The sequence below is a fragment of the Kribbella sp. NPDC023855 genome, from assembly GCF_040639475.1.
Taxonomy (GTDB): domain Bacteria; phylum Actinomycetota; class Actinomycetes; order Propionibacteriales; family Kribbellaceae; genus Kribbella.
The window spans coordinates 327,193-341,496 of the sequence record NZ_JBFAAA010000005.1; the positions used below are offsets into that span (position 1 = coordinate 327,193).

At 66.9% G+C, this 14,304-nt stretch carries 12 protein-coding genes; 8 read left to right on the top strand and 4 right to left on the bottom strand.

Annotated features, from left to right (window positions below):
- Positions 1-92: 92 nt before the first annotated feature.
- Together AB0F51_RS20545 and AB0F51_RS20550 are read left to right on the top strand one after the other, a co-directional pair.
- Positions 93-1,442 carry a glycoside hydrolase family 6 protein gene (locus tag AB0F51_RS20545; RefSeq protein WP_360282119.1) on the top strand — a complete coding sequence of 450 codons (1,350 nt, stop codon included), beginning with the start codon at positions 93-95 and terminating at the stop codon, positions 1,440-1,442.
- Between the two features lie 33 nt (positions 1,443-1,475).
- Complete coding sequence (locus AB0F51_RS20550) at positions 1,476-3,521, top strand: cellulase family glycosylhydrolase (protein ID WP_360282121.1); 2,046 nt, start codon at positions 1,476-1,478, stop codon at positions 3,519-3,521.
- 10 nt (positions 3,522-3,531) lie between these two features.
- Here AB0F51_RS20550 and AB0F51_RS20555 read toward each other — a convergent pair whose 3' ends face one another.
- Both AB0F51_RS20555 and AB0F51_RS20560 read right to left on the bottom strand, forming a co-directional pair.
- Positions 3,532-5,001, bottom strand: a complete 1,470-nt coding sequence (locus AB0F51_RS20555) for an alpha/beta hydrolase (RefSeq protein WP_360282123.1) — start codon at positions 4,999-5,001, stop codon at positions 3,532-3,534.
- A gap of 58 nt (positions 5,002-5,059) precedes the next feature.
- The gene (locus AB0F51_RS20560; protein WP_360282125.1) at positions 5,060-6,070 is read right to left on the bottom strand and encodes an aldo/keto reductase; all 1,011 of its coding nucleotides are present in this window, start codon (positions 6,068-6,070) and stop codon (positions 5,060-5,062) included.
- A gap of 144 nt (positions 6,071-6,214) precedes the next feature.
- Here AB0F51_RS20560 and AB0F51_RS20565 point away from each other — a divergent pair, with 144 nt between their 5' ends.
- The 6 genes from AB0F51_RS20565 to AB0F51_RS20590 all read left to right on the top strand — a co-directional run bounded on the left by AB0F51_RS20565 (position 6,215) and on the right by AB0F51_RS20590 (position 12,861).
- Positions 6,215-6,862, top strand: a complete 648-nt coding sequence (locus tag AB0F51_RS20565; protein WP_360282127.1) for a TetR/AcrR family transcriptional regulator — start codon at positions 6,215-6,217, stop codon at positions 6,860-6,862.
- Between the two features lie 108 nt (positions 6,863-6,970).
- Complete coding sequence (locus tag AB0F51_RS20570; protein WP_360282129.1) at positions 6,971-8,752, top strand: ABC transporter ATP-binding protein; 1,782 nt, start codon at positions 6,971-6,973, stop codon at positions 8,750-8,752.
- The gene (locus tag AB0F51_RS20575) at positions 8,749-10,494 is read left to right on the top strand and encodes an ABC transporter ATP-binding protein (protein ID WP_360282131.1); all 1,746 of its coding nucleotides are present in this window, start codon (positions 8,749-8,751) and stop codon (positions 10,492-10,494) included. Before AB0F51_RS20570 ends, AB0F51_RS20575 begins: the two co-directional genes overlap by 4 nt.
- Positions 10,478-11,752 (top strand): MFS transporter, encoded by a 1,275-nt coding sequence (locus AB0F51_RS20580; RefSeq protein ID WP_360282133.1) that lies wholly within the window; start codon positions 10,478-10,480, stop codon positions 11,750-11,752. Before AB0F51_RS20575 ends, AB0F51_RS20580 begins: the two co-directional genes overlap by 17 nt.
- Positions 11,709-12,278 carry a TetR/AcrR family transcriptional regulator gene (locus tag AB0F51_RS20585; RefSeq protein ID WP_360282135.1) on the top strand — a complete coding sequence of 190 codons (570 nt, stop codon included), beginning with the start codon at positions 11,709-11,711 and terminating at the stop codon, positions 12,276-12,278. Before AB0F51_RS20580 ends, AB0F51_RS20585 begins: the two co-directional genes overlap by 44 nt.
- Positions 12,268-12,861 (top strand): hypothetical protein, encoded by a 594-nt coding sequence (locus AB0F51_RS20590; protein ID WP_360282137.1) that lies wholly within the window; start codon positions 12,268-12,270, stop codon positions 12,859-12,861. Before AB0F51_RS20585 ends, AB0F51_RS20590 begins: the two co-directional genes overlap by 11 nt.
- On the opposite strand, the gene AB0F51_RS20595 is transcribed toward AB0F51_RS20590, so the two are convergent.
- Both AB0F51_RS20595 and AB0F51_RS20600 read right to left on the bottom strand, forming a co-directional pair.
- The gene (locus AB0F51_RS20595) at positions 12,839-13,057 is read right to left on the bottom strand and encodes a ferredoxin (protein ID WP_360282139.1); all 219 of its coding nucleotides are present in this window, start codon (positions 13,055-13,057) and stop codon (positions 12,839-12,841) included. The genes AB0F51_RS20590 and AB0F51_RS20595 overlap by 23 nt on opposite strands.
- Entirely contained in the window at positions 13,054-14,265 is a 1,212-nt protein-coding gene (locus AB0F51_RS20600; protein WP_360282141.1) for a cytochrome P450, read from the bottom strand. The genes AB0F51_RS20595 and AB0F51_RS20600 overlap by 4 nt, the downstream gene beginning before the upstream one ends.
- Positions 14,266-14,304: the final 39 nt, after the last annotated feature.

A 14,304-nucleotide genomic window follows, 5' to 3' on the forward strand; every position in this document is an offset into this window, starting at 1 on the left:
CTTTACTCGCCGTTTCCCGCCGGTTACAGTTCGAGCCATTCTGGGAGCGCTCCCAAGTGCACGGCCGCCCACCGACACTGCGAGGACCCGCCATGCGATCGACAACTCTGACTTCCCGCGGACCGACCGCCGCCCTGACTTCTGCTGCCGCTGTGCTCGCGGTTGCGCTCGTCGCGAGTGCTGCCGCCCTCGCTACGGGGCGAACCGCGCACGCCGCCGGCTCGCCCTTCTACGTGGACCCCAGCACCAGCGCGGCCAAGTGGGTCGCGGCAAACCCCAACGACTCCCGCACGCCGATGATCCGGGACCGGATCGCGGCCACACCGCAGGGCAAGTGGTTCACCACCACGAACACCGGCACGGTCCGGGCCGAGGTCGACGCCTACGTCGGCGCCGCCGCGGCGGCCGGCAAGGTGCCGATCCTGGTCGTCTACAACATCCCCAACCGCGACTGCGGTGGTGCCAGCAGCGGCGGAGCGCCGTCACACGAGGCGTACCGGGCCTGGGTCGACCAGGTGGCGGCGGGTGTGGCCGGCCGGCCGGCGGCGATCGTCCTGGAACCGGACGTGCTGCCGATCATGACGAGCTGCCAGTCGTCGGACCAGCAGAACCAGACGAAGGCGTCGATGGCCTATGCGGGCAAGAAACTCAAGTCCGGGTCGGCGCAGACGAAGGTGTACTTCGATATCGGCCACTCCGCGTGGTTGTCGCCAGGGGAGGCCGCGGCACGACTGCGGGCCGCTGACATCTCGAACAGCGCCGACGGCATCTCCACCAACGTGTCGAACTACCGGACGACCGCCGACGAGAACGCCTTCGCCAAGGCGGTACTGAACTCGGTGGGCGACTCCCGGCTTCGTGCGGTGATCGACACCAGCCGCAACGGCAATGGGCCGTTGGGGAGTGAATGGTGCGACCCGGCCGGCCGAGCCGTCGGTACGCCGAGTACGGATCAGACCGGTGACGGGCAGATTGCCGCGTTCCTGTGGGTAAAACCGCCGGGTGAGGCGGACGGGTGCATTGCCAGCGCTGGTCAGTTTGTGCCGCAGCGCGCGTACGACCTGGCGGCTGCCGCCAACTGGACGCCGCCACCCACCACCACGCCTCCGCCAACCACGCCGACCCCGCAGCCTGGTCAGTGCAAGGTGACGCATCGAGTGGTCAACACCTGGGAGACCGGCTACACCGCCGAGATCGTGATCGAGAATCGCGGGGCTGCTGTCGACGGGTGGACGCTGACGTTCTCCGCGCCGGGGGCGACCGTGACCCAGGGCTGGAACGCGACCTGGACCGACACGGGGGACACCGTGCGGGTCGTGAACGCCTCCTGGAACGGCAGGCTCGCCACCGGTGGTACCGCCACGATCGGCTACAACGCGACCTTCGGCGGTGGCACGCCGCCGTTCTCCGCTCCAACCCTGAATGGCGCTTCGTGCGCCTGAGGCCGTCCCGGTTAAGTGAGATTGAGGAGTTCCATGTTCCCAAGAGGCAGAACGCGACGATTGCGGCATCGCGTCGGTGTCCTGGTGGCCGCCATCGCGACCTTGGTGGCCGGTGCCGGCCTGGTGGCGACTGACGATGCGGCCGCGGCAGCGAGCGGGTGCAGCGTTTCGTACAAGGTGGCGAGCCAGTGGCCTGGCGGGTTCACCGCCAACGTCACGGTGACCAACCTCGGCGAACCGATCGACGGCTGGCGTGTGGGCTGGACGTGGCCGTCCGGTCAGCAGGTCACCCAGGCCTGGAACGCGACGGTCACGACGTCCGGCAGCCGGGTCACGGCTGAGGACGCCGACCACAACGCCAAGATCGCGACGAACGCCTCGGTGTCGTTCGGCTTCAACGGCAGCTGGACGGGATCCAACACGGACCCGTCCTCGTTCGAGCTGAACGGTGTCTTGTGCGGTGGCGGTCCCGGTCCTGGTCCTGGTGGCGATGCGATGGCTGCGGTTGCGGCCATGCAGCCGGGGTGGAACGTCGGCAACACGCTCGACTCGACGGGCAGCGACGAGACGTCGTGGGGGAACCCGCGGATCACGGAAGCCTTGCTGGACAACGTGAAAGCGCAGGGCTTCAAGAGCATTCGCATCCCCGTCACGTGGAGCGCCCACCTCGGGCCGGCGCCCGGCCACGCGATCGAGGCGGCGTACCTGAACCGTGTCAAGGAGGTTGTCGGCTGGGCCCTGGCCCGCGACCTCTACGTGATGATCAACATCCACCACGATTCGTGGCAGTGGATCAACACCATGCCGGCCGATCGCACCGGCGTGCTCAGCCGCTACAACGCGATCTGGACCCAACTGGCGGAAGCCTTCAAGACGGCCGGCCTCAAGCTGACGTTCGAGAGCGTCAACGAGCCGCAGTTCGCCAACAGCTCGGGCCAGGCTCAGGAAATCGAGTTGCTCAACGAGTTGAACACCTCGTTCCGTGACATCGTGCGCCGGTCCGGCGGCAACAACGCCACCCGGCTGCTCGTCCTGCCGACCCTGCACACGTCGTCCGACCAGGTACTGCTCGACGCGCTGGCGACCTCGATCGGCAGCTACAACGATCCCAACCTGATCGCGACCGTGCACTACTACGGGTACTGGCCGTTCAGCGTGAACGTTGCCGGTGGCACCCATTTCGACGCGACCGCGCAGAAGGACCTGACCGACTCGTTCGACCGGGTCTACAACACCTTTGTCGCCCGCGGCATCCCGGTGATCCTCGGCGAGTACGGCCTGCTCGGTTTCGACCGGCACACCGGGACCATCGAGCAGGGTGAGAAGCTGAAGTTCTTCGAGGCCCTCGGCTACTACGCCCGCACCAAGAAGATCACCACGATGCTGTGGGACAACGGCCAGCACCTCGGCCGGACCTCGTTCCAGTGGAGCGATCCGGAGCTCTTCGCGCAGATCAAGTCGAGCTGGACGACCCGCTCGGGGACTGCCTCCACCGACCAGGTGTTCAACGCCCGGGCGAGTGCCATCACGGCCAAGACGATCACCCTGAACCTCAACGGAACGTCGTTCATCGGTTTGCGTCACGGCTCCACCGAGCTGGTCCGTGGTACCGACTACACCGTCCAAGGTGACCAGCTCACGTTGACAGCACCGCTTTTGACAAGGCTGAGCGGCTCACGGGAGTACGGCACGAACGCCGTACTGTCCGCCCGCTTCTCCAAGGGAGTGCCGTGGCGGATCACCCTCATCACGTACGACGCGCCGATCCTGAGCGAGGCCACCGGGACGACGAGTTCCTTCGCCATCCCGACGACCTTCCGCGGCGACCTGCTGGCCACGATGGAAGCCAAGTACGCCGACGGCTCCAACGCGGGTCCGCACGACTGGACCTCCTTCAAGGAGTTCGACCGCGCCTTCGCCCCCAACTACACCGCCGGACTGACCACCCTGACGCCGGACTTCTTCGCCGCCGTCAAGGACAACTCCCGGGTCACGCTGACCTTCCACTACTGGAGCGGCACCAAACTCACCTACTACGTGACCAAGACCGGTACCACGGTCACCGGCACGACGAGCTGACCTGAACGGCCTACCGCAGGTGGCGGGCGACGTGCCCGTACGGCGATCCGTCGGGCGGAGTGGCAGCGTATTCGGCAAGCGCGCCGATGCTGCCGTCGAAGCCGCCACCTGTGGAGGGGTCGGTCCAGGCCTGCTCGTCGTAGCGTTCTATCTCGGCTGTCAGCGCATCGACGACGCTGTGCAGCCGCTCGATCAACAGCTCGGACGGTAGGTGCCGACCCGCGTCGACGCCACCAGCATTCAGGCCGCGGCCCGCTCCGACCGTCTCCCACTGAGGGGCCAGGCTCCAATGGATCCGGCCGGCCGCAGCCTCCCGCAGTACGGCGAGGGTGATCTCGTCCCACATCAAGATGTGCGCGACAAGGTCATGGAGCGACTGGCAGAAGTGGCCGAGGGGGCCGTCGGCAACGGCATAGGGTGCGCGCGGGTCGGTGACCTTGCCCAAGGCATCGAACAGCAGTTGCCGATCGGCCCGGATGAGGCGTACCGCTTCAGCGGCGGACGTGGTCGGTGTGCGGGTTGATCGCGCGGTGGGGAACGTGTCGCGGAGGTCGGCGCCGATCAGGTCGACCGCGTGCCGACCGGCCGACAGCACCGCTGGGAAGTTGAGGAAGGCGTGCATGGTGTCGGCGTACTCGACGATGCGCGCGGGCACTCCGTCGGCAGCGAGTCGGTCGGCGTACATCCGGGCGTCGTCGCGGAGAGGATCGCGGCCAGCGGCGAGGATCAGCGCTGGTGGTAGACCGGCCAGGCTCTTCGCTCGCAGTGGCACAGCAGCGGCCGGAAGTTCTCCTGCCGGGAAGTACTGCTCGTCGGCCCAGCCGGGCGCGATGCTCAAGAAGACGCCATCGAAGAGCCGGGAGGACTCTGTTTCATGGCCGAGATCGAGGGTGGGATAGCAGAGCACTTGTCGATCTGGCAGCGGCGCTCCGTTGTCGCGGGCAACCAAGCAGGCGCCGGCAGCAAGGGCCGCACCCGCACTTTGCCCGCCGACCGCGATGCGGCCGTCGCCCTGTACTTCGGCGGTGTGCTCGCGCAGCCAACTCAGCGTGTCGAGGGTGTCCTGGAGGGCTGCCGGGTAGGGGTGCTCGGGTGCCAGCCGGTAGTTGAGCGATACGACCACGACGTCGCCTGCGACGGCGAGTCCGGACGCGGCGTACTCGATGTCGCGTAGGTCGCCCCCGATGAAGCCGCCACCGTGCAGCCACAGCAGGACGGGTCGAGGCTCGTCGCCGGCCGGCAGGTAGACGCGCGCCTCGAGAACACGGTCGCCGAGATCGATCTTGAGGTCCCGCGGCCGGGTTGCCGGGTCGCATTCGCCGGCCAGCGCGGGATCCGGTGGTTCGAGCCGGTCGCGGAGCAGCGCCTGGTACGGGTCCTCGTCCACTGGCCCGGCCGGTACGTCGAACCGGGCCAGCAGCGCGTCGGTCTCTGCTGTGAACGAGGGCAGGTCAACAACCTCGGAAGTCGGTGCGTTCATGGGTTCCAGTGCAGCAGTTCATGCTGCGAACTTTCCGTGGTTTGCCGATTTTGCGCAATCAGGCGGACTTGCGGCGGAACTGGTTGAGCAGTTGGTACGGGTAGACGGTGGGCAGCGGGCTGGCGGTGGTGAGGTTGTTCATCTGGTCGTCGGTGAGGTTCCAGCCGGTTGCGCCGAGGTTGTCGCTCAATTGTTCTATCGACCGGGCTCCGATGATGGGAGCGGTGACGCCGGGGCGTTGGAGTAGCCAGCGGAGGGCGACCTGTGCGGGGGAGTGCCCCGTTTGTTTGGCGATGTCGGTGACGGCGTCGATGACGTTCCAGGTGCGGTCGGTGTTGTAGGCGTTCCAGTTCTCGCTGGCGCCGTTGCGGTCGGATTGGTCGACTCGCGTGCCGGCGGGTGGGCCGTCCATGCCGCGCTGGTACTTGCCGGACAGCCATCCGCCACGGAGTGGGCTCCAGGCGATCAGTCCGAGTCCTTCGTTGAGGCAGATCGGTACGAGCTCGAACTCGGCGTCGCGGTCGAGCAGGTTGTACAAGGGCTGCAGGCAAACATAGGGCTCGAAGCCGTGCTGGCGGGCCAGGTCGACGCCTTTCTGCAGTTGCCAGCCGGTGTGGTTGCTGGCTCCGATGAACCGGACCTTCCCGCTGCGGACGAGAGTGTCGAGCGTCGAAAGCGTTTCCTCCATCGGCGTCGCGTCGTCGAAGACGTGCATCTGATAGAGATCGATGTAGTCGGTGCCCAGCCGCCGCAGACTCGCTTCCACGGCCGACAAGATGTGCTTGCGCCCGTTACCCCCGTCGTTGGGCCCAGGCCCCATGTCGCCATAAGCCTTGGTGGCAACGACCAACGAGTCCCGGTCCTTCGTCTTGAGCCAACTACCAACAATTTCTTCGGACCGCCCAGCCCCATAAACATCAGCGGTGTCAATGAAGTTGCCCCCGGCATCGACAAACGCATCCAACATCGCGTGACTGGCCGGCTCGTCCGCATCCCCACCAAACGTCATAGCCCCCAAACAAAGCTCACTGACCTTCAGCCCAGTCCGACCCACATACCGATACTCCATCGACCAACGACTCCCTCAGCATTGCCCAGCGGACGAATACCCCAGGATCGTAGGCACCCAGATTTTGGTACGTCCAATGCAAGAAGATGCTCAGTTGATGCATCCGCCGCATGAGTAGGTGTGGGGATCGGACAGACTGGGGTGGTGAGTAGTGAGCGGAGAGTTGGGCGGGTTGGTAAGGCTGGGCCTCTTAGTCGGGGGCGGATTCTTGCGGCTGCGTTGCGGCTCGTCGAGCGGGATGGGGTGGAGCGGCTGACCATGCGTGGTGTGGCGGAGGAGATCGGTACGTCGCCGATGTCGCTCTATCGGCATGTTGCGGACAAGCGCTCACTGCTCATCGGCCTGCTCGAGGATCTTGCGGCTCAGGTGTCTCGGCAGCCGTTGCCGGCCGGGCCCGATCCGGCCCAGCGGGTTGTCGACACGGCGGTTCAGGCGTACGACGTACTGGCGGCCAACCCGTGGAGTGTTCAGGCGGTCCTCTCGGTGGCCGAGCTTCCGCCAAGCGCCTTGCCGATCTCCGAGCACGTGTTCGCCGCCTTGCGCGAAGCCGGCCTGGATGACGAGGCCGCTGTCCTCGCCCACTCGGCGATGTGGCGCTTCGTCTGGGGCCAGTTGATGTTCGGCCACTTCGACGACCTGACGCTGGTGGCCTACCGACGCCAGGGCGCTGAGGCCGGCAGCGAATACACAGAGCTCGCGAAAGTGGCCGCCTCCGCGCCGGCCGTGACTCCTCGAGACGCCTTCCTTGCAGGCGTGGCCGCCCTGGTCCACGGCTTCCTCCGCCCTGCCTGACGCGCCACCTCCGCAGCACACCTAACCAACTGAACATGAATCCGGTTGTCAATAAGCTGCCCCTGTGTGTACGTTGTACGCATCCGTGAGACAGGGAGAGCTGAGCTGATGAGATCTGGTCGGGATGTCGACAGGAAGTCGCCGACGAAGGTGGACCTTCTCGGGCGGGACGGGTTGTTCCACGCAGTACGAGGGCGACTACTGGTCGGCGCCGGGCTGTCCTTGGTCAGCTCGATGCTCGGCCTCCTGCCGTACGTCGCAGTGGCGGAAATCGCCGCGGCCCTGCTGACCGAAGCGGAGCCAAGACGCGCGGTGCTGACCTGGCTCGTGGTCGGAGTGGCAGGCGCCGCATGCCGACTTGGCCTGCTGGTGGTCGGCAACCTGCTGACGCACTACGCCGACGCGGATCTTCAGCGCCACCTCCGGGCCGGGCTCACCCGCCATCTGGCGACGGTCCCGCTGGGATGGTTCAGCAAGAAGGGATCGGGCGAGCTGAAGAAGGTCCTCGACGACGACATCGACGACCTACATCACCTGGTCGCCCACGCAGGCCTCGATATGGCGAGCGCGATCGGCCTTCCCCTCGCCGCGATCGTCTACCTCGTCGCAGTCGACTGGCGGATGACGCTCGTCACCCTGGCGATCCTTCCGCTGTCCGCACTCACCATCCGGGCCGCACACCGAACAATGCCCATCCGGATGAAGCAACTCACCGCTGCGCAGCAGTCGATCAACAATGCCACAGTTGAGTACGTCGACGGCATCCAGGTGATCAAGGCCTATCGACTGACCGGTACGGCGTGGCGGCGCTTCTCCAGTTCGGTCGACGAGTTCTGCGATGCGTTGGCGGCGTGGACCGCGGAAAGTGGACGCGCGATGTTCGCCAGCATGGCCCTGCTGTCGCCCGCGGCGGTTCTGGTGATCATCGTCGGCGCGGGGACCGGCATGGTTTCGGCCGGTTGGCTTGAGCCGGTGGAGTTGTTGCCCTTCATCCTGGTCGGTGTCGGGCTTCCCGCGCCGTACATGACCTTGGTGCAGGGGACGCAGCTACTCCGCAAGGCCAGTGTCGCCGCCCGGCGAGTCTCCGAAGTACTGCGTGAACCCGCGCTGCCCACGGTCGACGAGCCGCGGACTCCCTCGCGGTGGGATGTCCGGTTCTCGGCGGTCGACTTCAGCTACGACGGCGACAACCAGGTGCTGCAGCAGGTCGACCTGCACTGCCCGGTGGGATCAGTGACCGCCATCGTCGGACCGTCCGGCTCGGGCAAGACGACCCTGATGCGCCTTGTCCCACGCTTCTTCGACGTCACCGGAGGCACGGTCCGCATCGGCGAGGTCGACGTCCGCGAGATCGCGCCCAACGAACTGCTGCGGATGGTCGCGGTCGTCTTCCAGGACGTCGTCCTGGTTCGCGAAACGATCCGCGAGAACATCCGGCTCGGCAAGCCGGACGCCGATGATCGCGAGGTGGAGGCGGCCGCCCGTGCGGCCCAGATTCATGAAGTGATCATGGCGTTGCCGGCCGGCTACGACACGGTCGTCACCAGTCGCGGCGGCGTCCTGTCGGGTGGCGAGAGACAGCGACTGACCATCGCCCGGGCGATTCTGCAGGATGCGCCGATCGTCTTGCTGGACGAGGCGACTGCGTCCGTCGACCCCGAGAACGAGGCGGCGGTCCAGCAGGCGCTAGCCGAACTGACCCGCGGCCGCACGCTGCTGGTGGTCGCGCACCGCCTCCACACGATCGCGCGGGCCAACCAGATCGTGGTTCTGGACGGCGGACGCATCGTCGAACAAGGCACTCACGACGAACTCATCAGCCGCGCCGGCAAGTACTCCCGGATGTGGGCCGCGCAGTACCAGCTCCACCGAGCGGAGGCTGTCCGATGATCAACCGACTGCTCGCCATCTGGCCGCACCCCACCGCGGTACGGACATTGACCGCACGGTACGTCGTACTGGGCGTCTTGCAGGGTTTGCTCCTCCTCGCCCTCATCCCGCTGTTGCAGGCTCTGCTCCAATCGTCTCCCGATCTGGATCTCGTACTGCGCTGGACCGGCGTCGCGGCTCTCCTGGGCATCGCGTATCTCGCCGCACTGGGGTGGGCGAAGTCGCTCGGTTATCGCACCGCTCACGAGATCATGCGCGATCTGCAGCACCAACTCGGCCGGCATCTGCTGACCCTGCCGTTGGGATGGTTCGTCGGCGACCGATCCGGTCGGACCGCGCGAACGGTCGCGCAGTCCACGCCGTCGGCGGCCGGCATCATCTCGCACGTCTGGCCTGAGTTGGTGCAGTCCATCGCCACGCCCCTGACGGTCGTCGCGGGCGTGTTCCTGATCGATTGGCGGATGGGGTTGGCCTTCGTGGTCGCCGTGCCGGCGGCGATGCTGGTGCTCCGCTGGTCAGCGCCGATCGTCCGCGACACGCAAGCGGTGATGGACGAGGCGTCTTCTGCCGCGGCCAGTCGCGCGATCGAGTACGCGCAAGCCCAGCCCGTACTCCGTGCGACCGGTCGTGCCCACGAAGGCTTCGCTCCGATGGAAAGCGCGCTGGACGAACAGCGCCATGCGTTCCGGACCGCGCTGACGCGACACACCTTGCCTCAAATCGCCTACATCGGCGTTGTCCAGCTGGGATTCACGGCCGTCCTCGTCACCGGCGTCTTGCTGACCCTCGGCGGCGACCTGTCCGTTGCCGAAGGCATCGCCTTGCTGGTGCTCGCCGCTCGCGTCGTCGAACCACTCGCGCAGATCGGCAACCTCTTCGGCACGATCCGCGTCGCCGAGGTCGCCATCGACCGGATCGCCGCCGTCCTCGACACTGCCGCACTCCCCGAGCCGGTGCAGCCGAAGACCAGTGCGGGCGGGGCGGTGGAGTTCGACAACGTGACCTTCGGGTACGACGGAAAGCCGGTCCTGAGCGGCCTCCGACTGCGGATTCCGGCCGGCACCATGACCGCGCTGGTCGGCCCGTCCGGCGCCGGCAAGACGACGGTCCTGCGCTTGATCTCCCGCTTCTGGGACGTCGACGAAGGAACCGTCCGGGTGGGTGGCGTCGATGTCCGCGACTTGACCACGGACAGCTTGATGAGTCAGCTCGCCATCGTGTTCCAGGACACCTACCTCTTCGATGGAACGCTCGCCGAGAACCTCCGGCTGGCCGCTCCCGACGCCACGGACGACGACCTGGCCGAAGCCGCGGCCGCATCACGGCTGGACGAAGTCATCGACCGCATGCCGGCCGGCTGGCAGACTCGCGTCGGTGAAGGCGGCCTTGCGCTGTCGGGCGGTGAGCGGCAACGCGTGGCAGTCGCCCGAGCATTGCTGAAGGACGCACCGATCGTCCTTCTGGATGAGGCGACCGCGGCATTGGATCCGGAGAACGAGGCCGCGGTGGCAGCCGGCCTGAACGCTCTGACCAGCAGCGGCCGCACCGTCATCGTCATCGCCCATCGGCTGTCCACGGTCCGGCAGGCGGATCAGATCGTCGTCATCGAGGCGGGCCGTGCCACCGACGTCGGCCGCCACGAGGAGCTGATCGCCCGGCAAGGAACGTACGCGCGCTTCTACGCGGAACGCTCCACCGCGGCGAGCTGGCAGCTGGGAGTCACTGGTGACGCAGACAGTTGACGAAGGAGTCGCGAACCCGGCCAAGACCTACCGGCTGCTCGCAACTCTGCAGGCCAGTCAGTACGTACCGATCAACTTCATCCACCTCGCCCTGGTCGCGATCCTTCGCGACCGTGGCGCCTCACTGAGTCAGCTCGCGGCCCTCAACGCCGCGGCACTGCTGCTGGCCGTCAAGTTCCTCTGGGCCCCACTGCTGGATCGGTACGGAGCTCGCCGAGGGCACTTTCGCTCGTGGCTCCTGGTACTTCAACCCGTCATGGCCCTGGGGCTCGCAGCGCTGCTGCCCATCGATCCGGTGGACGACTTCGGCCTGCTCCTGCTCATCGTTCTCCTGGTCGTGCAGACCGCCGCGATGCAAGACGTTGCCGGCGACGCCCTGGCTGTGCGGACGCTGCGGCACGGTGACCGCGGCTTCGGCAGCGGCATGCGACTGGCCGGTGGATACTTCGGCCATGTCGTCGGTGGAGGTCTTTCTCTGTTGGTGTATTCGCGGTGGGGATGGCAAGCAGCTGTCCTCGTCGTCGCCCTGATCACGCTCGTGCCGCTGTGGCAACTCGCGTCGTACCACGAAGAGGAGCGAGGGCCGCGAGCCCAGCACCAGTCAATATCGACCCTACTCGCCGTCTTCCGCGAACCGGCCGTACGCCGATGGACCTTCGTGCTGCTGCCGTTGAGCTGGATCGGCGCGACAAGTGGCTACTCACTGGTGACGCCGATGCTGGTGGACGCGGACTGGTCGCCAGACCGGATCGCTGTCGTCGTGGGGATGGCGGGCAGTGTCCTCGGTGTCGCCGGCGCAGTCCTCGGCGGCTTCCTCACCAGGCGGCTCGGCCGCAGCCAGGTACTCGCCTTGTCCTGCGGCGGTCAAGCAGTGGCGCTTGCCGCCTTCCTCCCACTTGGCGCCGGATTCGCTCCAGTGCCTCTGACGGTTGCCGTCCTGTCCTTCTTCGCGGCGACGTATGCGGCGGCTTCGGTCGCCGTCAACACCATCCTGATGGACCTCACCCGGCGCCAGTTCGCGGCCAGCGACTTCACCATCCTGACCAGCCTGGCCTCTTTGGTGACCCTGGCCGGCGGCGCACTGAGCATCGCGATTGCTGAGCACACGGGGTACCAGCCGGTCCTGCTCGTCGCGGTCGGCCTGGTCCTGGTGGCCACGGCCGTCAACCTTCGCCAACCGGACCCGGTGTACCGCTGGGGTGTACCATCGGTACATGCCACTTCCGAGGTTCTCCCGACTGGCCGACGAACGTCGTGAGCTGATCCTGCGCGTGGCCCGTGCGCATTTCGCCCGGGACGGGCTCGACCGGGCTTCCTACAACCAGATCATCGCCGAGCTCGGGATCTCCAAGACCTCTGCCTACCAGTACTTCGACGGGAAGGAGGACCTGTTCGCGGCAGTGATCGAGGACGTCCACACGCGGATGCTCGACGCGCTGGGGTCCTGGCAGGACGCGGACTCTCCCACGGAGTTCTGGACCCGGCTGCGCGAGGCCTCCGAGCGGTTGACGGCACACGGGTTGGCCCATCCGGAGGATGTGGCGTTGCTCAATGCAAGTACTGCGCAGGACCCCGCGCCCTGGTTGGCGCCCGTGCTCGACAACGGGCGGGCCCTCGGCGTGATCAGGACGGACGTGGACCCCGAACTCCTGCTGACCACCAGTGCCGCCGTACTGCGTGCCGCCGATCTCTGGGCAGCCGCCCAGCTGCAGAAAGGCGCAGAGCCGTCTCCGGTTGTCTGGAGTCTGCTGGAGGGACTGTGGAGGCAGCCCGATGAAAGCTGAGATCGACTGGACCGTTCCGGTCACGCCGCCGGGGTGGAAGGGATCGCTCGAGCGATTCATGGGACCCGGCAAGTCCCGTACCGAACTGCGAACGGAGCTGGCCGGATCGTTGGTGTGCATGGCGTTGCTCGGGTGGCATCTGGTGGCGGCGCCGGTCCAGGCCGGATGGCCGCAGTTGGTGGTCACGGTGCTGATCGGCCTGGATCTCGTCGGCGGGGTGATGACCAATGCCACCAACGCCGCCAAACGCTGGTACCACAGCAAACCGTCCCGCTCGCGGCTCTCGTTCGTCACGGCGCACATCGCTTACCTGGCGGCGATGGCTTTCGTAGTACTGGATGCCGCTTGGGCGTGGTTTCTGCTCAACACGGCACTTCTGCTGACTGGTGCTCTGCTGATCGAGAGGGTCAAGCTCGAAGCGAAGCGCCCCGCCGCCATGGGTGCCTACATGGCCGCAGTACTGGTCAACCTGACTGTCGTACCGCTCCCTGAGGGGTTCGAATGGTTCAGCGTCCTGTTCTTCCTCAAGCTCCTCGTCTGCTATTTGGTGCCAGAGGCCCCTATTCGTTCGGCTCCAGGGTGATGGCGGCTGCTGGGCAGAGGGCGACGGCGTGCTGGATGTCCGGCTTGCGGTCGGCGGGGGGAGTGGCGTTCAGGAGGACCACGGTCCCGTCCTCGTCGCTCTGGTCGAAGACGTCGTCGGCGGTCAGCGCGCACTGGCCTGATCCCACGCACAGGTCCTGATCGACGGCCACCTTCACGATCTCCTCCGTCCTCACCAGGTCACCGGCAGGCTGGTGACGCCGCCGGTGAGCGTGCTGCGTACTTCCAGTTCATCGAGCGGCTTCGCGAGTCGGAGGCCGGGGAGCCGGTGTGCCAGCGTGGCGAAGACGACGCGCAGTTCGGTACGAGCCAGGCTCGCGCCGATACAGAAGTGGGCGCCGTGGCCGAAGCCGAGGTGGGTCCGTTCCGGTCGATCCGGGTCGAACGTCTCGGCAGCGCTGTAGACGGACGCGTCGCGGTTGGCGGCGTTGATCGAGAGGATCACGGCATCGCCCCGCTGGATGGTGACACCGGCGACGTCGAGGTCGGTGCGGGCATAGCGGAGTAGACCGAGGTCACCGGGCGCACCAAGCCGCATGATCTCCTCGACGGTCGCGTCGACTCGCCCGGCCGGGTCGGCGGTCAGTGCGGTCCAGTGCTCGTTGCGGGTGAGCAGGAACAGCGTGCCCAGGCCGATGCGATTGACCGTCGTCTCATGTCCGGCGAACAGCAGTCCGACGCAGAGCCGGATCATCTGCTCGTAGTCGAAGCCTTCGTCCACGGTGTGGGCCCGGACGAGGTCCGAGATCACGTCCTCGCCGAGCTGTGGGCGTTTGGTCTCGACCAGGCCGGCCATGTAGCGGTTGAACTCGTCCCGGGCCTGGTGGGCGTCCGGCCCGCTGGCGACGTCGGCCATCCGTTCGGACAGCGAGCGGAACAACTCGCCGTCGCCTTCTGGTACTCCGAGGAGCCGGCAGATGACCGCGACCGGCAATGGCAGAGCCAGCCCGGAGTGCAGATCGACCACGCCGTCGGGCGCTGCGGCGTGCTCGGCGATCAGCCGATCGACGTACCCGTCGACGAGCTCCTGCATGTAGTCCGTGAGCATCCGCATCCGCTTGGCCGAGAACGCCGGCGTCAGCAGCCGGCGCATCCTCGCGTGGTCGGCTTCCTCGGTGTCGTAGTCGCCGGTGGGACCGTCGAGGATCCCGGCGGTGGTGACGCGTGCCGCTCGCTCCGGCTCGGGGTGCGAACGGCCGAGCCGCTTGTCGCCGAGCAGGTCGCGGACCTCCGCGAACCGGGTGACCAACCATGCGGGATCTCCGGCGGGCGTGGTCACGGGGGTGATGGGCATTTCGCGGCGCAGTACGTCGTACAGCGGGGCGAGGTCGAGGACGTTCGGCCTCTCGAACGGCAGTTGAAGACGGTCGGCGGCAACGCTCATGGTCCCCTCCAGTGATCGTGGAGTCACTCACCGTAGCAA